Below are 23,343 nucleotides of genomic sequence, written 5' to 3'. Positions count from 1 at the left end.
TTATCTCCTTACTTTAATATAACATTCTCTTTTCCTAATTTTTGTTTTAATAAGTTAATAAGATCAGATTCTTTATTTATCCAAAGATTTGTTTTCATATATCTGATTTTATTTTTATCATAGAAATATAAAACTACAGGTGTATCTCCTCTATAGTTTGACAAATCATTTCTTATCTCATTATACCTTATAAATTTCAATTTTATATATAAAATTTTAAAATCCGGATCTTCAACATCTATAAATGAGGATGCTATTAACTTAAGTTCATTATCAGTTGATTTAAGCCTTCCCTTAACTAATACAACTCCGTCCTCTTTTATCATTGACCTATAGTCTTTGTATATATTAGGAAAAATTATTGTTTCTATAGTTCCTGACATATCTTCAATATTTAGAAATGCCATTAGGGTAGACTTTTTAGTCATTGTCTCGGACTTATTAGTAATAATTCCAAGCAATATTACATCTTTTTTATCATAATTGTCAATATTAATTTCATCTAATTCTTCATTTATACCACAATTAAAATTAACAAAACCTTCTAATTTTTTATTAATTGCATTCAAAGGATGATCTGATATATAAAAACCTAAGACCTCCTTTTCATTCTTTAATTTCTCTTTTTGAGAATATTCATTTATTTCTTTGATAGATTCCTGGTTTTTTTTATAAGTACTACTCTGATTTGCAAAATCTAATAAATTGATTTGACCTTTTACATTTATCCTTTCATTTTCATGAACAGATATTAAAGCATTCTCATATCTTGCAATAAGAGTTGACCTATTATGTCCCAAAGAATCGAATACCCCAGCCTTTATCAAAGATTCTAAAGCCTTTTTATTTAAAGCAGTCCTATCAACCTCATTTACTCTTTCAAGAAATTCTTTAAAATTATTAAATCTAGAATTTCCTCTTGCCATAACTATAGCATCTATCAAATTTGCTCCAACATTTTTTATAGCTGATAGACCAAATATTATCTTATTATCATCTACTACAAATCTTTTTTTTGATTTATTTATATCAGGTGGTAGAATTTTTATTCCCAACCTTTTAGCTTCAGAAATATAAAGGTATACTTTTGAAGTATTTCCCATTACAGAAGTTAAAAGATTTGCCATATATTCTTCCTTAAAATTATATTTTAAATAAGCAGTTTGCATGGCAACTAATGAGTATGCAGCTGAGTGCGATTTGTTAAATGCGTATTTGGCAAAAGATATCATCTCATCATATATTTTATTAGCCTTTTCTTTTGATATACCATTTCTAACACAACCTTTAATTTCCACATTTCCAGATTCATCAAGTTTTCCATTTACAAAAATATCCCTATTTTCTTCCATGACACTCATTTTCTTCTTACTCATGGCACGTCTTAGATTATCTGCCTCTCCTAAGGAAAATCCAGCAAGTTGTTGTACTATTTGCATTACCTGTTCTTGGTAGACAATAATTCCATATGTTAGCTCAAGTATAGGTTTTAGACTATCGTCAATGTAAGTGATATTTTTTGGATTATTTTTATTTTTTATATAATTTGGAATCTGATCCATAGGACCTGGTCTAAATAATGAGTTTGCTGCTACCAAGTCATCAAATTTTGTAGGTTTTAAATTTTTTAGGAAATTTCTCATACCAGCTGATTCAAATTGAAATATACCTATAGTTTCAGCTTTAGTAAATTGACTTAAAACTTCTGAATCATTTTCATCTATATCTTCAATATTTATATCAATATTTTTGTTTTTCTTTACATCTTCTACAGTATCCTGTATTACGGTTAAATTACGAAGACCCAAAAAGTCCATCTTCAATAGCCCTAATTCTTCTATTTCTACCATATTAAATTGAGTTACTATCTGATTATTACTCATGGAAAGAGGAACTATATCTGTTAAAATATCTTTTGAGATAACTACTCCTGCTGCATGAATTGATGTATGACGTGGTAGGGATTCTATAGCCCTTGCTGTATCAATCATTCTTTTTGTTTCCACATCATTTTCGTATTCATGGGCTAATTTTTCTGTATTTTCTAGGGCAAGATCTATTGTCATTCCTATTGCTTGAGGAATAAGTTTTGCTATCTTGTCTACCTTATTATAGGATACATCCATAACTCTACCAACATCTCTTATTGCGTTTCTTGCCTGCATTCTACCAAAAGTTACAATTTGAGATACATGGTCTTTTCCATATAATTCATAGACATAATCTACAACTTTGTCCCTATTTTCATAGCAAAAATCTATATCTATATCTGGCATAGATACTCTTTCAGGATTTAAAAATCTTTCAAAAAGTAAATTATATTTTAAAGGATCAATTTTAGTTATATCTAGGGCATATGAAATAATAGAACCTGCTGCAGATCCTCTTCCTGGGCCTACTGCTATATTATGGTCTTTTGCATATCTTACAAAGTCCCATACTATAAGAAAGTAATCTACATAACCCATATTATTAATTACATTGATTTCTTTTTTTGTCCTATCTATTATCTCTTTTGTTATATTCTTATATTTTCTTTTTAGCCCTTTATATACAAGTTTTTTTAAATATTCTAGATTAGATAAACCTTTTGGAAGTTTTGTAAAATAAGGCAAATGTGGCTCATGAAATTTAATTTCAACATTACACCTATCTGCAATTATTTTAGTATTTTCATATGCACGAGGAAATTCTTTGAAAATTTCTTTCATCATAGAAGAATCTTTTAAGTAAAATTCATCAACTGGCATCTTCATCCTATCTTCATCTTTAAGTAAAAAACCTGTTTGTATACACAAGAGTACATCTTGATAATAAGCATCTTTTTTATCGACATAATGAACATCATTAGTACAAACCAATTCAATATCAAGATCTTCATGCATCTTTAATAAGATTTCATTTACTTTTTTTTGTTCCTTCAAACCATGGTTTTGAACTTCCAGATAAAAATTATCTCTACCAAAAACATCTAAGTATCTTTCACAAGTCTCATAGGCTCTTTTTATATCATTTTCTAAAATTCTTTGATTAATCTCACCATTTAAGCAAGCTGATAGGGCAATTATATTTTTTGAATATTTTTTTATAGTATCAAAGTCAACTCTAGGTTTATAATAAAATCCTTCAGTATATCCTTTTGAAACTATTTTCAAAAGATTCTTATAACCTTCGTTGTTTTCGGCAAGAAGTATTAAATGATAGTATCTTTTATTAGTAGGTGTCTTTATAGATAAATCATCTTCACAAACATAAACTTCACAACCAATTATTGGTTTTATGCCATTTTTCTTACATTTTTGATAAAATTCAATAACTCCATACATTTGGCCATGATCTGTTATGGCACAAGATTTCATATTTAACTCTTTAAGCCTTTTAATTAGCTTATCAATTTTTGTGAATCCATCTAATAAAGAGTATTCTGTGTGTAGGTGTAAATGTGTAAAATCACTCATCATTATTATCACTTTCTGCAAGTTTTATAAACTTTTGTAATCTATAATTAACCTTGGCTTTACTTAAAGGAGGATTTGCCATCTTTCCTAATTCCTCTATAGAAATATAAGGGTATTCTACTCTTAAGTCAGCAAGTTCTTTTAATTCTTTTGATAGATTATCAAAAATTTTATTTCTTTTAAGCTTATTGATTGCTTCTACTTGCTTAAAAGATGCTTTTATTGTTCTATCTATATTTGCCTTATCAAAATTATTTTGCCTATTTATATCATTTCTTATTGATTTAATAACTCTTACATTTTCAAGGTCAAATAAGGATTTATTTGCTCCAATTATAGCTAGAAAGTCTGATATCTTATCTGAATCTTTTATATATACACTATAATTATCATTTCTTTTATTTATTTTTGCATCTATATTGAAATCTTTCATAAGTTTTTCTATTAAATAAACCTCATTTTTATCAGATAAATTTATTTCAAGGTTATAACCTCTGTAAGGATCATTGATTGAGCCTTTTAACAAAAAAGCTAGTTTCAATATAATTTTTTTTTCTTTTTGAGTTTTTATTTTTTTTAAAAATTTTTCCAAATCAAATATTTGATAATAATCTGCTAAATCAAGTATTAAATCTGCTATGTAACTATCTTCAACTATGACAACATATGATCTATCTTTAGAAAATTTTCTTTTGTTTTGAATTTCTATGGCAGGAGAATAATCATATTTTGCCTTTATAATTTTATAAATATATCTTGCTTCTATATTCTCACTTGCTTTAAATAATATTTTGTATGAATTATTTCTAATTCTAATAGAGCCTGAGAAGTATAGGTAGGCTAATAATTCCACATCTATTTGACTTGTTTCAGGCTCTTTTTTTAATATTTCTTTTTTACATCTTTTTGAAAAAGACATCTAATCACTCTCTATTCAATTAATTTCTTTTTTAATTTATCTATAGAATTTCTATCAAGTTTAGCATAATACAGATAAGATTCAAAACTTTGATATTTTCTAATTATGTAAGATATAGCCTCTTTCATATTATAAGGGTTGGTTACTCTAAAAATAGATCCCTTTTCATCTTGATCATACCTTTCAATATAACCAAGATTTGCTGAAGATATCTCATAATCTGCAATTATATCCGACCTTGCTACATTAGCTAAACCATATAATACCATGCTTATGATTCCTGTTCTATCTTTTCCCTCTTGGCAATGAAAAAGTGTAACCTTATCATTATCTGCTAGTATTTCAAAAACCTTTCTTATAGCCTTGTAATTATCTATTATAGATATATATGATTTTCCTATTGAATCTTTTTTATCTATTATTCTTTGTATTTCTTCATATCTCATGGCCCTTGGTGAAAGTGAAACCTGATGGTAAGAAAAATTTTCATTTATTTTTTCTAATCTCTTATGGTTTTTATAAACTTCATCATCACGTCTTAAATCTATTATAGTAGATACATTTAAATCTTTTAATAATGATATATCCTTATCTGTGATATCATCAAGATTTGCAGATCTGATAAATTTAGACCAAGAGGTAATTTCTCCATCTAAGGTAGGCATACCTCCAAGGTCTCTAGCATTTTTTATACTTTCAAAGGGCAGTCTTTTTAAGTATTTTATTTTCTCCATTTATCCTTATCCCTATGTTTTTTTATTACTATATAATTTGTTTCTTTTAACTTTTCGTATATACTTTCACACATATAAACCGATCTATGTTGACCACCTGTACATCCAAATCCTATTGATATAGAGTTCTTTCCTTCTTTAGCAAAATATGGTATAAGTTTAATTAGGTTTTTATAAACTTCATTTTTAAATTCTTGAGCTATTTCAAATTCATCTAAATATGACCTAAGTTTTTTATCAGTGCCATTTAATTGTTTTAAATCATCAATATAATAAGGATTAGGTAAAAATCTCATGTCAAATACTACATCAAAGTCAAGACTTAAACCATTTTTATATCCAAAAGAAAATAAGTTAATAATAAAACTCTCTTTCCTATCAGATATATTCAATAGAACTTGTTTTAGGTTTTTGTTATTATAATTACTAGTATCTATGATTAAATCTGCCATATCTTTTATATCAGATAACATTATCTTTTCTCTTTCAAGACCATCTTTAACATCACCAAAAGAGCCTAAAGGATGAGGTCGCCTTAACTCATTATATCTTTTAATTATTACATCATCCCTACTTGTTAGAAATATGATGCTTGTATCCTTGTTGATTTTTTTAAGATTTGTTAAAGTTTCCTTAAGATTTTTTTCTACTTCCATTGATCTAAAATCAACTACACAGGCTAATTTTTCTATTGGCTTATCTTGTGACTTGCTTAAATATATAAAACTTTCTATTAAGGATCCTGGCACATTATCCATAGCATAATAATTTAAGTCTTCAAGTATTCTTAAGGCTGTGGTTTTTCCAGAGCCACTAAGACCTGTAATTATTTTAACTTTCATTACAAATCACCTAGTATTTTAACTTCTCTTTCTAGAATAAAACCAGTTTTTTCCTTAACTATAGATGCAATTTCCTTTATAAAATTATCCATCTCTTCAAAACTGGCATCACCATTATTTATTATAAAACCACAGTGTTTTTCACTTACTTGGCAATCTCCTCTAGAATATCCCCTTAGTCCACTTTCATCTATAAGTTTTGAAGCAAAAGATCCTACCGGTCTTTTAAAGGTTGACCCAGCCGATTTTTTCTCAAGTGGCTGCTTACTTGTTCGTCTATATGTGAAATCTTTATAAGCTTCATTTATATCTTCAGGATTTCCTTTTTTCAATCTAAAGCTTGCAGAGGATACAATTAAATCGTCATCAAAAACTTTAGAATGCCTATATGAAAAATCCATCTCTTGATTTGATAGTTCAACTATATTACCAGACCTATCTATAAGTCTTACAGATTCAATTATATCTTTCATCTCTCTCCCATAAGCTCCAGCATTCATAGCTACAGCCCCACCTATAGTACCAGGGATTCCTGAAACTTCTTCCATTCCTGTAAGTTCATTTTTAAATGATAGTTTTGATGCTTTTGATAACAAAGTTCCACTTGTAACTATGAGGTGGTCTTCTTTTATTTCAATATTATCATAATTATTTGATAAGGCTATAACGCACCCTCTTATCCCTTTATCAGTTACAAGAATATTAGTGCCATTTCCTATAATTGTAGTTTCTATGTTATTTTCTTTATTAAATTTTATAAGATTAATTAATTCATCTTCTTTGCTAGGCTCCACAAATACATCACATGGTCCACCTATTCCAAAATTTGTATGAAGTTTTAAAGGCTCATCAAAAAGTATAATTCCAAAATTTTTACCTTCATATACTGACTTATAATCCATAAAGCCTCCTATCTATTTTCTTTACTTTAACTAATTTTATTATACTCTTATTTGATTTTTTGTCTTTTTTTATATATAATAGCTAAAGGCGATTATATTTGATAATTTAATATAAATTTGATATAATGACTAAGATTAAACTAAGACTTGGAGGTGTAAAGTATGGCAAGAGAGTGTGATATCTGCGGAAAAGGTACAAAATTCGGTAACAAAGTTACTTTCTCCCATAGAAGATTAAACAGAAACTTTAAACCAAACGTTCATAAATTAAGAGCTAAAATCGATGGAAGCGTTAAAACAATCAACGTTTGTACTAAATGTATGAAAAGCGGTAAAGTTGAAAAAGCTTAATATTAATGACAATAGTGCTAAAAGCATTATTTTTTCATAAAAAAGGACAGTTGCAAGATTACTTTTGCAACTGTCCTTTTTTATGAATTAAATATTTTATAATATTTAAAAACTTGGTCTTTAATTTCACCATTTGAAAATATATCTGATCCACTTACTACAAGATCTACTCCACTATCAATCACCCTTTTTAAATTATGTGTTTTTATTCCACCATCAATCTCAATAAGGCAATTTAATTCATTCTCGTCAATATATTTTTTAATATTTCTTACTTTATCTAATGAATCTTCCATAAATGACTGACCACCAAATCCTGGCTCTACACTCATAACAAGACATACATCTACTTTTTTAAGATATGGAAGTATACACTCGACTTTTGTTTTTGGTTTAAAAGTTAGTCCTACCTTAAGTCCTAACTTTCTTATTTTTTCAAGAGTTTTATTAAGGTCTGAGCATGCTTCATAATGAACAGTAATTATATCAGATCCACTATCTTTAAATTCTTCTAAATATCTGATTGGCTCATCTATCATAAGATGAGTATCAAAAATAAAATCATTATTTTTTCTAATTGATTTTATTAATCCAAAGCCAAATGAAATATTTGGCACAAAAATCCCATCCATTATGTCAAGATGAAGATATTTTATATTTGCATCTTTTAACTTATCCAAGTCAGCTTGGATATTTGAAAAGTTAGATGACAAAAGTGATGGTGCTAATTCTACCATTTTTCTCTCCTTCTTTTTATATCATCAAATAAAGTTAAGTAATTTTCATACCTTGTCTTGCTAATATATCCATTTAGTAAATCATCTTTAACCTTACATTTTGGTTCATTTATATGGTTACAATTATTGAATTTACATGACTTATTGTCAAATTCTTTGAAACAGTATTTAAGATTTTTCTCATCATCTATAAAGTCTAGGTCAAAACTATCAAATCCTGGTGTATCAAAAATGTTGGTATTTTTACCTAGATTGAATATTTCTATATGTCTAGTAGTATTCTTACCTCTTTTTGACTTTTCAGATATTGACCCTATTTCAATATCATAGTCAACAAGGTTTGATAAAAATGTAGATTTGCCAACGCCAGATGACCCAGAAACTGCAGATGTTTTACCTTTTAAAAGATTCATAATTTTGTCTTTTGGAAAGTCATTATAATTATCTATAAATATTAGTTTATAACCAATATTTTCATACATTCTTATAAATTCCAAGTCTTTTTCTTCAGCTAAATCCTTTTTGGATAATATTATAGCAACATCTATATTTATATATTCACACATGGCTAAGTACTTATCTATATTAAATAAGTTTAGACTGGGATTTTTTATAGTTACAAAATATAAGATTTGGTCAATATTCGCTATATTGGGTCTTTTGATTTCATTTTTTCTCTCTAAGATATTATTTATATATCCCTTATTATCTTCTCTAATTTCAAACTCAACATTGTCCCCAACTAAAGGTTTTATATTTTGATTTCTAAAAACTCCCCTTGCCTTACACATATAACTTTCATCATTAGCTAAAACATAGTATATTTCTTTTTGGGCTTTTATTATTTTACCAATCATTTATTTACTTCATATACTCCTTTGGATTCTCCATCAACTAAAATTTGAACCCTTGTACCTACAACTGACTTAAAATTTAAACTTAAGGTACCATCATCTCCAACTTCTTTGCTAGTATGATTTTGGTTATATAATAAATCTGTTTTTTGATTATCATCTGAAAGCTTATATATTTTTATATTAAAACTTTCTTTATCTTTTGGTGGAGTAATTGAAAAACTAACATTTACAGCTTCCTGTTGTTTTTTCTTGTCTTTTCCATCTTTTTCTTCTTCATTAGATTTATTATCAGTATTTTCTTTGCGACTTGGATCCTTACCATTTGATACCACAAGATCTATCTTAGAATTTTCTGCAACTTCTGTATTTGCTGATATAGATTGTGAAATTACTATTCCCTTTTCGATTGACTCAGAATATTCATAATTTATATTTCTTACACTTATAGAAGAATTTTCTGCAATAGATATTGCCTTTTCCTCAGTTTGTCCTACAAGGTTAGGTACGCTTACATTCTTAACTTCTGGCTCTTTTTTACCAAGACTTACATTAATGTCAATTTCACTACCACTTTGTACTGTTTCTCCAACTCTTGGATTTTGACTAATAATTTTATCTTTTTCGACTGTATCAGAATATTCGCTATTTGTTTTTCCTAAAGAAAGTCCTACCTCTTTTAAGCTTTCTTCTGCTTGACTTACAGTCATATTTGAAAGGTCTGGAACTTTAACCTCTCTACCTTGACTTATAACTAAGTTTACTGTTGAATAAGGTTTTACCTTTGCCTTGGGACTTGGATCTTGTTCCATTACTTTTCCTTCACCATAGTTATTAGATTCTGCATAGCGTGAAACATTAGCCTTTAAGTTTTTTGATTTTAGAAGCTTAACTGCCTCATCCTCACTTAAGTTTAATACAGTAGGAACTTCAACCATATTTGAGTTAGAACTTCTAACATAGTAAAATACGCCTAAAGCTAAAGCTAAAATTACAAGAAATATAGGCCGAATTTTTCTTTTCTTCTTTTTTTCTTTAAGATTTTTATTATCATCTCCAGGACTGACATATATAGCTTCATCATCTTCTTTATCTTCTTTTTTCTCTTCTAAAACTTTATCTTCATCATTTCTTTCTTCTGCAGGAATCTTTTCTTCAACTATAGGAATAAAGCTTGTTTCTTCTATATTATCTTCAACTACAGGAATTTTGGCTGTTTGTTCTTTTTTTATAGGTCCTATATTATAATTTTCATCTTCTAAGGCTCTTATTAGCTCCTTAGCATTTGTAAACCTATCTTGAGGATTTTTCTCAAGTAATTTCATTATTATATCATTTAGTCTGTTGGATAGATTTTTATTTATCTCTTTAGGCTCAACAGCCTCATCTTGTATATGCATTACAGCGATACCAACAGAATTATCTGCATCAAAAGGGACTTTTCCTGTTGCCATTTCATACATAACTACGCCTAGAGAATAAAGGTCTGATTTCTCATCAACAAATTTTCCCTTAGCCTGTTCTGGTGAAATATAGTGAACCGTTCCAAGAATCGATGATGTATAAGTTATAGTTGCATTGGTTGATACTCTTGCTATTCCAAAGTCTGTGACTTTTAATAAGCCATATTTATCCATCAATATATTTTGTGGCTTTATATCTCTGTGTATTATATTTGATTGATGAGCTGAGCTTAAGGCTTGAGCAATTTGTATTGAATAGTCAACTATATCATGATTTGAAAGTCCATTTTTATTCTTATCAATAAGATCTTTTAAGGTTTCTCCATTGACATATTCCATTACTATATAATGTATTTTTTTACCAGATATTAAATCTTCACCTATATCATATACACTTACTATATTAACATGACTAAGTCTAGCCGCAGATAAGGCTTCATTTGAGAATTTCTTTACAAACTCATCATCTTCTTCATATTGATCTTTTAATACTTTTATTGCAACTTCTCTTTGCAATAGTCTATCAGTAGCCTTATAGACCTTGGCCATTCCTCCAACGCCAATAAGTTCTCTTAACTGATACCTATTTCCTAATATTATATTATCCATTCTAACCTCAAATCATAATTGTAGTAACTGTGATATTATCATGACCGCCTTTTTTTATTGCTAAATCGACAAGATTACTAGATATTATATCTGCAGAATTATTAGAAGCTATTATAGATTCAATCTCTAAGTCTGATACTTCGTTTGTTAAACCATCAGTAACCATCAAGACATAATCTCCATCTTTCATATCGCAAGATCTCGATTCTGGTCTAAGAGTCTCACTTACTCCAACAGCTCTCGTTATAGCAGACTTATTATCAAAATTCATTGCTTCTTCTTTTGTAAGAGATCCAGAATCAATTAAGTCATTAATCAAAGAATGATCTCTTGTAATAGGGTGCAATTCATTATCAGTATAAATATATGCTCTAGAATCCCCAATATGGGTTATATGATAGGTTTTTTTATCATAATCTAGGCAAACACAAACCACTGTAGTACCCATATTAGAATATTCCTCATGGGTCTTTGAAAGGTCTAATATTTTAATATTTGCATCCTTTAAGGCGTCTTCTTGTAAGTCTATAAGTGATTTATAAGATTTTATATCAGAATTTTTAATAAACTCTATGTAATATTTTGTAGCAAGCCTTGAGGCTATTTCGCCACCCTTATAACCACCCATACCATCAGCTACAATAAAAAAACATTGATTATCTATTTCTAAATTTCCATAGTAATCCTGGTTTTGACTTCTTACCTTGCCGATGTTAGAAATCGTACTAAATTTCATTTCTACCTCGCATAGTTATTTCTAAGTTGTCCACATGATGCATCAATATCCCTTCCCATAGATCTTCTTATTGTAGTATTGAGACCATATTTATTGAGTTTATTTTGAAATTGATTCATAATGCTGGATTTAGTTTTTGAGTGTCTAAACTCTTCAATTGGGTTAAGAGGTATCAAATTAATGTGGATATTTTTACCTTTAAAAAGTTTAGACAATTCTTTAACATCTTCTTCTAGATTATTTACCTTGTCTATTACCACATATTCATAAGATACTCTTCTTTTTGTCTTATCTAAATAGCAATCACAAGCCTTCACTATATCAGAAATCTTATATTTGTTAGCAGTTGGCATATATTTTTTTCTTTTTTCATCAAATGCATAATGTAAAGATACTGCCAAATTTACATCTAATTTAGAATCAGCAAGTTCTCTAATCCTATCAACAAGTCCTACAGTTGAAATAGTAATGGATCTATGAGAAAGATTTCTTCCTCTAGGATCTGTTGTTATTTCTATAAATTTAATAATATTATCAAAATTATCTAAAGGCTCTCCTATGCCCATTACTACTATGTTGTTTATAGTTGAATTTTCTCTTTCTAATAGATAAATCTCTTCTATAATCTCTGATACATGCAGGGATCTTTCAAGACCATTTTTTGTAGAGGCACAAAATTTACATCCCATCCTACAACCAACTTGAGATGATATGCAAATTGTCACCCTATCCTCATATTGCATGAAAACTGCTTCTATAATATTTTTATCATCTAATTCTATTAAATATTTTTTGGTATTATCAAGTTTAGATTTGAATTTTTTTACTATTTTTAATTTAGGAAAGTAAAAAAGCGAGTCAAGTCTTTTCCTTAAATCCTTAGAAAGATCAGTCATCTTATAAAAATCATTTAATTTATTAATATGAATTTGCCTAAAAACTTGCTTAGCTCTAAATTTTTTAATCCCTAAATTATCAAATATTTCTTCTAATTCCTCAATTGATTTGTCATTAATAGTTCTTTTCATAATTATATCTTTTCAAATTTCGTCATAAAAAATCCGTCTGTATTATCTTCAAATGGAGTGTATTCAATATATGGTTTATCATCTATTGCTATATTTTTTAGTCTTTTCTTTTTTGTAAGATAAATATAGTTGTCTAAATTTTCATACATACCCAGAGTACAAGTAGAATAAAGAAGAATTCCTCCTTTTTTTAAATACATAAATGCCCTATCTAATATTCTTTTTTGAAGACTTGCTAGTTTTTTCACTCCATCCATATCTCTATTATATCTTATCTCAGGTTTTCTATCCATAACACCAAGTCCTGAACAAGGTAGGTCACAAAGAACATAATCAAACTTTTCTTTATATTCAGCTATATATTCACTTGCATCAAAATTTGTAATTTCAATATTTTTAAGGTTTAATCTCTCTATATTTTCATTAATTTTTGATAGTTTATTAAAAGAAATATCATTTGCAAAAATATTTGCATTATTATTTACTAATTCTCCTATAAGAGAAGTCTTTGTCCCAGGTGCTGCACATAGATCAAGAATATTTGATCTTTCTTTAGGATTAAGTTCTTCACATACTTTGATGGATGCTTCAGATTGGATAGTAAAAAGACCTGCTTTAAATTCATTTGTACTTGCAAGTTTACTTGGATTTGTAATTCTTAAAGACAATTTGGAAATTTTTGAATCTGAAACCTTATATCCCCTCTTTATTAGAATTTTCTTCAAATCATCTTTGCTTATTTTTTTGTTATTTACTCTTATAGATATGAATCTTTTATCATTTAATGATAAAAGAAATTTTTTTGTAAAATCTTCATCATAGGATAGGTTTAGATATTCGATTATCCAAATTGGACAAGAATATTTTATAGATAAGTACTCGTATTCATTTTTTATATTTATCTTAGATAAATTTTCTTCATCTCTTATAAAAGATCTTAAAATAGCATTTACAAAACCTTTTGATTTATTAGATTCTTTTTTGGTAACATTTACTAATTCATTTACAATAGCATAGTTTTTCCTATCTAAAAAATGAATATTATATATACCTACTTCGAGAATTAGAAGGACTTTTTTATCTAATTTTTTTATTTTTATCTTCGATAATTTACTAATAATATAGTCAAGATAGAGTTTTCTTTCAATAACTCCGTATATACTTCTTGTTATATATGAAATATCCTCTCTCTTGCTTGCTATTTTATTTAAAATATCTGTAGACTTTTTGTTTTCGTAAAAAACTTCATAAAGTCCATCTATTATCAACTTAAAGTCATCCATACTAATCTATGTATATTCCCTTTTCAAAGTCATTTCCCAATAAAAAAGATTTTACATCCATAGCTTTTTTTCCCGGAAATTGTATAATTTCTACTTTTATAGCCCCATCTTTGCATCCTATCTCTATCAAGTCATTTTTATTAGCCTCATATACAAAAGATGGTTTAGAGTCTTCTTTAACTATCGCCTTAGCTTTAAGAATCTTTATATTTTCACCCTTATAATTAAAATATGCCTTAGGAAATTCTACAAATGCTCTAACTTTATTTACTATATCTTGCTTATTTCCATTCCAATCGATTTTACCCATTTTCTTATCAATCTTTTTTGTGAAAGTTGCCTTAGTGTCATCTTGCTTTATTCTTTTGGCAAACTTTTCTTCATAGTTAAGAACAGCTTCAAGAATCGCCTTACTCCCAAGATCCGACATCTTTTCACTTAAACTTATAAAATCATCTTCCTCTTTTATTTCATATTCTTTTTGATTTAATATATCTCCACTATCCATCCCCTTTTCTATAAGCATTGCTGTAGCATGCGTTATTTTCTCACCATTTAAGAGGGTATATTGGATTGGACTAGCTCCTCTATATTTTGGTAGAGATGAAGGATGAAGGTTTATAATCTTATTTTCAAATTTATCTAGTAGCTTTTCTCCTATAAGTTGCCCGAAGGCAACTACAACTATAAAATCAATTTTTCTATCTGTAAGTTCTTTTAGAAATTCATCAGTGTTTACAGAATCAGGAGTTAAGACATCAACTCCTTTATCAAGGGCATATTGTTTAACAAGTGTTGGTCTAAATTTATTTCTATTTCTTTTTTTATCTTTACCACTAACAACTAAATCTACGTTTATATTTTCATTATTATAAAGAACATCCAAAGTTTTTAGAGCAAACTTTGGACTTCCCATAAAACATATATTTATTTTTCTATTGTACATCTTTGACTTCCTCTTCATAATCATCAATAAAAAGTTTGCCATTTAAATGATCAATCTCATGACATAAACAGACTGCCTTAAGTCCCTCTGCTTCTATCTGTTTTTCTTTTCCATCTTCATTTAAATATTTTACTATAACATGTGCTGGTCTTTTTACATTTGCATTAAAATTAGGTACAGAAAGACAACCTTCTACTCCAATTTGTTCGCCATCAGCTTCTATTATTTCGGGATTAATTAGCTTGATTAAACCATCCTCATCTCTAACATCTACTATTATAACTCTTTTTAAAAGACCTACTTGTGGTGCTGCAAGTCCCACACCATCGGCTTGATACATTGTATCAGCCATGTCATCAAGTAAAACTCTTATTTTATCTGTAACTTCTTTAATTTCTTTTGATTTTTTTCTTAAAATTGGATCTCCAACTTGTCTTATATTTCTAATTGCCATATAAGCCTCCTTTAAATACTTTACTTTAATAGAATTTAGCTTCAATTATCAAAATCAATAGAATATATCTTTGAAATTCCGTTATCTTCTATAGTTACACCATGGATTTTATCAGCTAATTGCATAGTGGTTTGTCTATGGGTTATCATTATGAACTGTGTTTTATCTGATAAAGACTTTAGATAATTTATATACCTTTTTATATTAGATTCATCCATTGCTGCATCAATTTCATCTAATAGTGAAAATGGTGCTGGATTTGTTTCAAATATTGCAAACAATAAAGCTACTGCTGTCAAAGACTTTTCTCCTCCTGATAAAAGTGAAAGTGACTTTGTAGTTTTATTTGGTGGGCATGCACTTATTTCTATTCCTGCATTTAAGAAATCATCTGAGTCAAGGCTAAGTTTCGCCTTTCCTCCCATAAACAATTCTTTAAATATTCTTTGAAATTTATCATCTATTATATTGAAATTTTTAATGAATTCTTTTTTCATCTCTACTTCAAGTTTTTTTATCATTTCTTCTATATCTTTTTTTGACTCTTCCAAATCAGTTTTTTGTTTATCTAGAAAATCAAATTCATCTTTTGATATTTTATAAGATTCTTTAGAGTTTTCATCGAAAAATCCTACTTTTGATAGGTCTTTTTGTAATTTTAATATATCTTCTTTTTTAACAGAAATTTTATCATCAAAGATTTTCTTATCTTTTAGGAGCTCAATTGATTCAGATATAAAAGGTCTAATTTCATCTTCCAAATTTTTATAGTCCTTAGATATAGACTCTAGACTATAATTTATCTTCACACTCTGCATGGAAAGATCATTTAATAGTTTCTCAATTTCTTTTGCTTCGATAATAAGTTTAGAATTTTTGAGTTTCTTATCCTCGATGTTATTTTGTATAGCTTTAACTTTATCTTTTAATTCAATTTTTCTTTTGTTTGAATATTCAATCTTAAGTCTTATTTTTTCAATTGTATCTTCTAATTTTTTTATATCTTTTTTTATAGACTGTTCAAATTTATTAGAATAAGATATAGAATCTTGTAAATTTTGAATTTCACTTTCTTTATCTCTTATATTATTAACATATATATTTAAATCCCTTTTATTTATTTCAATATTATTTTCTAGTTTAAATATATTATTAGATAAATCATTCAAAGTGGTTGTAAGATTTTCAATTACCTTTTCTAAAGATTCTCTATTTTTTTTTAGATTTTCTAAATTTTTCTTATAAATATCAATGTTTGAGTCATCTTCTTTTAAATCTTCTAATTTAAGTGATTCATTTAATTCATTAATTCTTTTTCTATTACTTTCTAATTCATAGTTTGACTTATCAATTTCTCTATTAAGCTTATCCATAGACATTTTTAACTCATCTAGATACTGACTAATCTTGTTTTTTTCTTTAATTTTATCATTAAACTTATTCTCTTCTATAGTAATTTTTTTTGATAAGTCTTTTTTATCTTCTCTTAATTTTAAAATACTATTTCTTATATCACTTATTTTCTTATTTCTATTAAGTATAGCAGTATTACTTCTTCTGGATTTATTGACGCCTGCAACCATTGAACCCCAAGTATTTATGAGATCAAGATTTAACGAAATTATTCTATACCCTTTTATCTTATTAGATAAACTAATTGCATCATCTATATTTTTGACAACTACTGTATTATATAAAAAATGGTTAACAATATGTTCAAGTTTTGGGTCATATCTTACTAGCTCATATGCCATAGCTATTACTTCGTCTTCATTAACTTTTGGTTTTCTACTTTGTTTAATAGAGTCAATAGGTAAAAATGTAAGCCTTCCTAGTTTATTTTTATTTACAAAATTAATTATTTCCCTAGTTTCTATCTTAGTCCTTGTTATAATATTTTGTAGACCTTGTCCTATAAGATTTTCTATTATATTCTCATATCCTTCTTTAACCGTTATTAGGTTTGCTAAAGTATCAATATATAAGTCTTCTATTTTGGTTCCCTTACTTTTGTTTAAAAAATCAGAAACAGAATAAAAATACCCTTCATGTTTTTCTAAAAGAGATTTTTGAATCTTATAGTTTGAAATTTCTTCTTTACTAGAGATATTATTTTGATTAATAAGATTTTTTAATCTTTCTATCTCATTGGAATTTTCATTAATTTTTTTTGAAATATCACTGAGTTTATTTTCGCTTTCTTCTTTCTTATCATTTAAATCTTGATATTTGTTTCTTAGAATTTCACTATAAGAAGATATTTTTTCAATATCTTTTTCTAAATTCTTAAGTCTTTCTTTTATTCTTTGGTTTTCTTCTTCTCTTTGTTTTTTTAAAATAGACTTAGTTTTCTGATTTAAATCATAATCATATACATTTTTTTCAAGAATAGATATTTCTTTGGAAATATTCTTTAAGTTTTTCTTATTTCCATCAAGATCTATTATTATATTCGACTTCTCTTTATCTTTTTTGCTTTTAAGACTAAGCATATTTTTAATATCTTGTTTAGTTTTTTCTAATTTTTTATTTTCAATTTCAAGTGTATTTTGAGTATCTTCTAATTTATTTTTATAATTTTCCTTATCTTTTGTATTTCTATCTAAATCTTTTTGATTATAATCTAACTTTTGAAAATCTAGTTTAATTTGATTATTAAAATCTACAATCTTTTTTTCGAGATTTTGAGATTCATTTTCCATAGAATCATTTAATTCTTCTAATTCATTCAACTCTTTAGCTATAGGTTCAAGAGCTTTTTTTACCTTATTAAAATAGGCAGTTTTTTCTTCTTTTTTAAGATTTATCTCGTCTAGCTTTTTATATAAACTTTTCTTCTTGTCATTTAATCCTTTTGATTTAGACTTTAAATATATTAGAGATAGAGAATCTAACTTATCAACTATTTCTTTATGCTTATCAAAATTTTTAGCTTCATCTTCTAATCTTTCATTATCTTTTTTCTTATATTCCCATTCCCTTTGGATAACTTCAAGATCTTCATCTACCTTACTTAGTTTTTTAAGTGATTCTTCTCTTCTATACTTGTGGGTTGCAATTCCACTTGCCTCTTCAAATATATTTCGTCTTTCTTGGCTAGATGAATTTAAAATTTCATCTATCCTCCCCTGACCTATTACAGAATATCCTTCTTTTCCAATACCTGTATCTAAAAATAGTTCCTTTATATCCTTAAGCCTTACTCTTTTTCCATTTAATCTATATTCATTATCTCCATTTCTATATATTCTTCTTGATACTTTTATAAGATCATAGTTGCTATCTAGTTTCCTATCTTTATTTTCAAAAGACAGATTCACTTCCGCCATATTCATTGGATTCTTATCATCACTTCCTTGAAAGATTACATCATTCATGTTCTTTCCCCTGAGTGATTTCGCAGATTGTTCTCCAAGCACCCATTTTACAGCATCTGCTATATTGGATTTTCCTGATCCATTCGGACCAACTATTGCAGTAATTTGATTATCAAATTTTATTTTAGTCCTTTTAGCAAAAGACTTAAATCCTTTTAATTCAACGCTTTCAAGTTTTATACTAATTCACCACCGTAAGTTTTCTCCACATAATTTTTTATAAATTTACCTATATCATATGTTATATTTACATTTTTATAAGATATATATGACTTATCACTTTCTTTGAAATTAAGCTTTATTCCATATTTATCATAAAAGTATTTCTTATTTGAAGCTTTATTTCCTGCTATTATGGAAATTTCTCGAGGATTTATATTGATTTTTATGGACTCTTTTAAATTATAGTCTCTTATTAATTTTTCTAAATAAATCCTATTAATGAAAGATTCTACCAATTGCCTAAAAGCAGCATGAAAAGGACCTGCAACCACGTCCTTACCTTTGTTTATATTATCAGTAGGTTGAAGACCTACCCTAATTATATTAATATTTTTATAGAAATAAATCATATATATTTCAGATGAAACTCTTATAGCATCACCAAGGCTTAAAGCTTCAAATGAACCTTCATTATATAAGCTCTCGAGTTTAGTATCTTTTATTACAAGCGTAGGATAGATTCTAACCATATCAGGTTCCATTTTCACAGACTTTATAGCTGTTTCTATAGATTTTTCATAAGAATCCTTAAAAAGCCCTGGCATAATTTGATGACCTAGGATAAAACCATATTCTTTTATAAGTTTTGATGCATTAAGAGAATCCAGACTTGTATGCCCTCTCTCATTTGCTTCTAGAATTTCATCATCCAATGACTGGATACCTAGCTCAATTATATCTACTTGATATTTTTTTAATATATCAAGAATAGAATTATTTATATAATCAGGTCGGGTCGATAATCTGATTCTATCAATAATTCCCTTCTTTTTGTAGTCTAGTGCTATTTTAAGATAAGAAATCATAAGAGTTGTGTCTAGCCCTGTAAAAGATCCGCCAAAAAATGCTATCTCCTTTAAATTATCATTTTTGGGAAAATAAGATAGGTAGCTTTCAATTTGTTTAATTGTATTTTCTGTATTTATTGAATCCTTATAATTTGTAATCTTAACTTGATTACAGAATGCACAATCATGTGGACATCCTAAAAAAGGTATAAAGATTGGAATAATATATTCTTTTTTAGACATTTGTTAACTTCTTGTATGCTTTCTTTGCAGCCATTTGCTCAGCTTCTTTTTTATTTTTTCCAAAGCCTTGACTTAGCTTTTTATTTTTCGCATAAACTTCCATATAAAAAGTCTTGTCATGCTCTGGTCCTTCTTCCTTTACAAGCTTATATTTCAATATAATTTTTGAAGTCTTATTAAAATATTCTTGTAGTTTAGTTTTATAGTCTATAAAAAGAAGGTCATCATTTAAAAGTTTCTTAACAGTTCCTAAATAATTTTTAAGTAAAAAATTTTTAAGATAATCATAACCTGCATCTAGATAAAGTGCTGCACAAAATGCTTCAAAAGTATCTGCCTTAACAGACTTCTTATTTTTTCCTTGATGATTAATTTCACCTTTTCCAAATAATAAGTAATCAGATAAGTTGAATTTTTCACTTGCTTTCGAAAATGACGAAGTACAAACAATTCTCGATCTGATTTTTGTAAGCTTACCTTCAGGGTAATTTTTATGATTTTTATAAAGCTCTTCGCTTACAATTAAATCAAGAACTGAGTCCCCAAGAAATTCTAGTCTCTCATTAGAAAGCTTATTTTCTTCTTTTGTTTCATTTATATATGAAGAATGTGTAAAGGCCACATCTATAAGATTTTTATCCTTAAATGTGTAACCTATACTTTCTTCAAATTTTTTTATTTTTTCAAGTCTTTCTTTTGATAAATTCATTAATTTTTGCTTTCAATTAAAGATACTACATCTGAGAATTTTTCTATCTCATCTAGTTCATCATCAGAAAATTCAATATCATACTTATCTTCTACTGCCATTATAAAATCAAGCATATCTATTGAATCTATGTCATAATCAGATATATTTTTGTCAAAATCAATATCATCCCTGTCAATATCTAAATTTTCTAATACTAATTCTATTAATTCGTCTCTAATCATTTTAATTCTCCTCTTATTTTTTCAATTGTATTTGTATTTATATAGTCTATAAGTCCAAGAATTGCTGACTTAAAAGCCTTTTTATTAGAATTTCCATGTGCCTTATAGACATATTGATTTATACCCAAAAGTGGTGCTCCACCTATATCATCCGTATTATACTTTGATAAATTTTCTTTTAAACTATCCTTTAAAAGTGCTCCACCAATTTTAGTTTTCAATGATTTATATATTGAATTTTTAATTTCCTTACTAAGCAGGCTAATTATACCTTCTGCAGTTTTTATAGCAATATTACCATCAAATCCATCAGCTATTACTATATTAGTTTTTCCAGTAAAAAGGTCTCTTGCTTCGATATTGCCTTTAAAATTAAGGTCTGTATCTTTTAATAGTGCATAAGTTTCCTTGCTTACTTTATTTCCCTTATGCTCTTCCACTCCCACATTTAATAAAGAAACTGTTGGATTGTCTATATGAAGTACATTTTTTGCAAATACACTTCCCATAATTGCAAAGTCTCTTAAAAACTCTGCCTTACAGTCCATATTTGCTCCAGTATCTAATAAAAGTGTTTTATTTTCAAAAGTTGGTAAACTTGTTGCTATACAGGCTCTTTTTACTCCTTCTATTCTTCCAGAAATAAATAAGCCACTTGCTAAAAGTCCTCCAGTTGATCCTGCCGAAATAAGACCACTATAATTATCTTCATTTAATTTTTCAAATCCCTTTACTAGGCTTGAGTCTTTCTTTTTTCTTATAGCTCTTACTGGATCTTCATTGTTATCTATTCTATCTTTTGCATCTATAATTTCATAGATATCTATTCTTTGTGAAATTATATTTTCAATTTCCTCTTTATCTCCAACAAAGACTGGTATAAAATCTTTTTCTTTCAAGGCTTCTATAGTACCCTCTATAGGTATTTCGATGCCATCATCAGCTCCATAAGTATCTACTATAATTTTCATAATTTCCTCTTTTTTTAAAATTTAAAAAAAAGATAGTGTTACCACTATCTTAATCTAACTCAAGAACTTCTTTGCCTTTATGATAACCACAGCTTGGACAAACTCTATGTGGTAACATTGGTTCATTACAATTTGGACACTCTACAAAAGATGCTTTGTTTAATCTGTAAGCTGAAGCTCTTCTTTTATTTTTTCTTGTTTTTGATGTTCTTCTCTTAGGTACTGCCATTCTAACACCTCCTAGCTATGAGTTTTAGCAATCTTAAATATTATATAAGCTAATTTTAAAATTGTCAAGTTAAACTAGTCTTTTAGTATCTCTAGCTATCATTAATTCTTCATTAGTTGCAACAACAAATACTTTTACTCTAGAATCATCTGTAGATATTAGGTGAGCTCCTCCACGAACATTATTCTTTTCAGAGTCAATCTTTATACCAAATTGTTCAAATCCATTCATTATATCTTCTCTCATAGTGATTGAATTTTCGCCAATTCCTCCAGTAAATACTATAGCTTCAACATTTCCAACTTCTGCCATGTATCCTGCTATATATCTTTTGGCTCTATTTGCAAACATTTTAAGTGCTATCTCAGCTCTCTTGTTTCCATTATTAGCTGCATCTTCTAAATCTCTAAAGTCTGAAGATACTCCAGAAACTCCCAATACCCCAGATTCTTTGTTTAATACATTATCTATTTTCTTAGTATCATATCCATATTCATCCATTAAAAATGTTACTACAGCTGGATCTAAATCACCACTTCTTGTTCCCATTACAAGACCTTCAAGAGGTGTAAGTCCCATACTTGTATCATATGACCTACCATCTTTAACTGCACATATACTTGAACCATTTCCTAAATGACATGAAATCATATTAAGTTCACTTTGATCTTTTCCTAGAAGTTCAGCTGTTTTTTGAGTTATAAAGTCATGGCTTGTTCCATGGAAACCATATTTTCTAATTGATTGTTCTTCATAGTATTTATAATCAATTCCATAAAGGAAATTTTCTTCTGGCATTGATTGGTGGAATGCTGTATCAAATACTGCAACATTTTTAACATTTGGAAGAAGTTTTTCACAAGCTTCAAGTCCCATCATATTTGCTGGATTGTGTAATGGTGCGAATTTAGAATATTCTTTAACTGCTTTTTTAACCTCATCATCTATTAGCACAGAGCTTGTAATTTTTTCACCACCGTGTACGAATCTGTGTCCTACTGCATCAATTTCAGAAAGATTTGATATAACACCATTATCCTCATCTGTTAAAGCATCAAATACATGTTTTACAGCTTGGGTATGGTCTTTCATGTCTTCTTCAATTATAAATTCATCTTCACCTTTTTCTTGCTTAAGTCTTGATCCATCAATTCCTATTCTTTCTACAAGACCCTTTACAAGAACTTCTTCATTATCCATATCAAATAATTGATACTTAAGTGATGAAGAACCACAGTTAATTACTAATATTTTCATTTCATCC

General features: G+C 27.8%; 21 protein-coding genes. 1 reads left to right on the top strand and 20 read right to left on the bottom strand.

Annotated elements, in window-relative coordinates; all coding sequences use genetic code 11:
- Positions 1-8 precede the first annotated feature (8 nt).
- Genes HV819_RS03460 through murB form a run of 5 tightly spaced genes read right to left on the bottom strand, consistent with a single transcriptional unit; the run spans position 9 to position 6,855 of the window.
- Complete coding sequence (locus HV819_RS03460; protein WP_176269512.1) at positions 9-3,461, bottom strand: DNA polymerase III subunit alpha; 3,453 nt, start codon at positions 3,459-3,461, stop codon at positions 9-11.
- Entirely contained in the window at positions 3,451-4,377 is a 927-nt protein-coding gene (gene whiA, locus HV819_RS03455; RefSeq protein WP_176269511.1) for a DNA-binding protein WhiA, read from the bottom strand. The genes HV819_RS03460 and whiA overlap by 11 nt, the downstream gene beginning before the upstream one ends.
- An 11-nt stretch (positions 4,378-4,388) precedes the next feature.
- Complete coding sequence (locus tag HV819_RS03450; protein WP_154538998.1) at positions 4,389-5,111, bottom strand: tyrosine-protein phosphatase; 723 nt, start codon at positions 5,109-5,111, stop codon at positions 4,389-4,391.
- Positions 5,099-5,953, bottom strand: coding sequence for an RNase adapter RapZ (gene rapZ, locus HV819_RS03445; RefSeq protein ID WP_154539000.1), 855 nt, complete (start codon positions 5,951-5,953; stop codon positions 5,099-5,101). Before rapZ ends, HV819_RS03450 begins: the two co-directional genes overlap by 13 nt.
- Positions 5,953-6,855 carry a UDP-N-acetylmuramate dehydrogenase gene (gene murB, locus HV819_RS03440; RefSeq protein ID WP_154539002.1) on the bottom strand — a complete coding sequence of 301 codons (903 nt, stop codon included), beginning with the start codon at positions 6,853-6,855 and terminating at the stop codon, positions 5,953-5,955. The genes rapZ and murB overlap by 1 nt, the downstream gene beginning before the upstream one ends.
- 162 nt (positions 6,856-7,017) lie before the next feature.
- Here murB and rpmB point away from each other — a divergent pair, with 162 nt between their 5' ends.
- Positions 7,018-7,206 carry a 50S ribosomal protein L28 gene (rpmB, locus tag HV819_RS03435; RefSeq protein ID WP_154539004.1) on the top strand — a complete coding sequence of 63 codons (189 nt, stop codon included), beginning with the start codon at positions 7,018-7,020 and terminating at the stop codon, positions 7,204-7,206.
- 80 nt (positions 7,207-7,286) lie between these two features.
- Here rpmB and rpe read toward each other — a convergent pair whose 3' ends face one another.
- The 15 genes from rpe to HV819_RS03360 form a co-directional block, all read right to left on the bottom strand.
- The gene (gene rpe, locus HV819_RS03430; protein WP_154539006.1) at positions 7,287-7,943 is read right to left on the bottom strand and encodes a ribulose-phosphate 3-epimerase; all 657 of its coding nucleotides are present in this window, start codon (positions 7,941-7,943) and stop codon (positions 7,287-7,289) included.
- Complete coding sequence (gene rsgA, locus HV819_RS03425; RefSeq protein WP_154539008.1) at positions 7,937-8,800, bottom strand: ribosome small subunit-dependent GTPase A; 864 nt, start codon at positions 8,798-8,800, stop codon at positions 7,937-7,939. Before rsgA ends, rpe begins: the two co-directional genes overlap by 7 nt.
- A complete protein-coding gene (gene pknB, locus HV819_RS03420) occupies positions 8,797-10,869 on the bottom strand; it encodes a Stk1 family PASTA domain-containing Ser/Thr kinase (RefSeq protein WP_176269510.1) in 2,073 nt (690 codons plus the stop codon). Before pknB ends, rsgA begins: the two co-directional genes overlap by 4 nt.
- Before the next feature lie 7 nt (positions 10,870-10,876).
- Positions 10,877-11,605 carry a Stp1/IreP family PP2C-type Ser/Thr phosphatase gene (locus HV819_RS03415; RefSeq protein ID WP_154539012.1) on the bottom strand — a complete coding sequence of 243 codons (729 nt, stop codon included), beginning with the start codon at positions 11,603-11,605 and terminating at the stop codon, positions 10,877-10,879.
- A 2-nt stretch (positions 11,606-11,607) separates the two neighbouring features.
- The gene (gene rlmN / locus HV819_RS03410; protein ID WP_176269509.1) at positions 11,608-12,633 is read right to left on the bottom strand and encodes a 23S rRNA (adenine(2503)-C(2))-methyltransferase RlmN; all 1,026 of its coding nucleotides are present in this window, start codon (positions 12,631-12,633) and stop codon (positions 11,608-11,610) included.
- Positions 12,634-12,635: 2 nt separating this feature from the next.
- Positions 12,636-13,916 carry a 16S rRNA (cytosine(967)-C(5))-methyltransferase RsmB gene (gene rsmB, locus HV819_RS03405; RefSeq protein ID WP_176269508.1) on the bottom strand — a complete coding sequence of 427 codons (1,281 nt, stop codon included), beginning with the start codon at positions 13,914-13,916 and terminating at the stop codon, positions 12,636-12,638.
- 1 nt (position 13,917) lies between these two features.
- Complete coding sequence (gene fmt, locus HV819_RS03400) at positions 13,918-14,862, bottom strand: methionyl-tRNA formyltransferase (RefSeq protein ID WP_229771199.1); 945 nt, start codon at positions 14,860-14,862, stop codon at positions 13,918-13,920.
- Positions 14,852-15,316, bottom strand: coding sequence for a peptide deformylase (def, locus tag HV819_RS03395; RefSeq protein WP_176269507.1), 465 nt, complete (start codon positions 15,314-15,316; stop codon positions 14,852-14,854). The genes fmt and def overlap by 11 nt, the downstream gene beginning before the upstream one ends.
- Positions 15,317-15,357: 41 nt before the next feature.
- Positions 15,358-18,873 (bottom strand): chromosome segregation protein SMC, encoded by a 3,516-nt coding sequence (gene smc, locus HV819_RS11550; protein ID WP_176269537.1) that lies wholly within the window; start codon positions 18,871-18,873, stop codon positions 15,358-15,360.
- A complete protein-coding gene (locus tag HV819_RS03385) occupies positions 18,870-19,946 on the bottom strand; it encodes an elongator complex protein 3 (RefSeq protein WP_176269506.1) in 1,077 nt (358 codons plus the stop codon). The genes smc and HV819_RS03385 overlap by 4 nt, the downstream gene beginning before the upstream one ends.
- A complete protein-coding gene (rnc, locus tag HV819_RS03380; protein ID WP_154539024.1) occupies positions 19,939-20,655 on the bottom strand; it encodes a ribonuclease III in 717 nt (238 codons plus the stop codon). Before rnc ends, HV819_RS03385 begins: the two co-directional genes overlap by 8 nt.
- Entirely contained in the window at positions 20,655-20,879 is a 225-nt protein-coding gene (locus HV819_RS03375; protein WP_154539026.1) for a phosphopantetheine-binding protein, read from the bottom strand. Before HV819_RS03375 ends, rnc begins: the two co-directional genes overlap by 1 nt.
- A complete protein-coding gene (gene plsX, locus HV819_RS03370) occupies positions 20,876-21,850 on the bottom strand; it encodes a phosphate acyltransferase PlsX (RefSeq protein ID WP_154539028.1) in 975 nt (324 codons plus the stop codon). Before plsX ends, HV819_RS03375 begins: the two co-directional genes overlap by 4 nt.
- Before the next feature lie 49 nt (positions 21,851-21,899).
- Positions 21,900-22,079, bottom strand: a complete 180-nt coding sequence (rpmF, locus tag HV819_RS03365) for a 50S ribosomal protein L32 (RefSeq protein ID WP_154539030.1) — start codon at positions 22,077-22,079, stop codon at positions 21,900-21,902.
- A 69-nt stretch (positions 22,080-22,148) separates the two neighbouring features.
- Positions 22,149-23,336 (bottom strand): acetate kinase, encoded by a 1,188-nt coding sequence (locus tag HV819_RS03360; RefSeq protein ID WP_154539032.1) that lies wholly within the window; start codon positions 23,334-23,336, stop codon positions 22,149-22,151.
- Positions 23,337-23,343 lie beyond the last annotated feature (7 nt).

This window comes from Anaerococcus faecalis (genome assembly GCF_013371425.1).
Lineage (GTDB): Bacteria > Bacillota > Clostridia > Tissierellales > Peptoniphilaceae > Anaerococcus > Anaerococcus porci.
The sequence above is the reverse complement of the archived record's forward strand: the minus strand, read 5'-3'. Positions and strand labels throughout refer to the sequence as shown.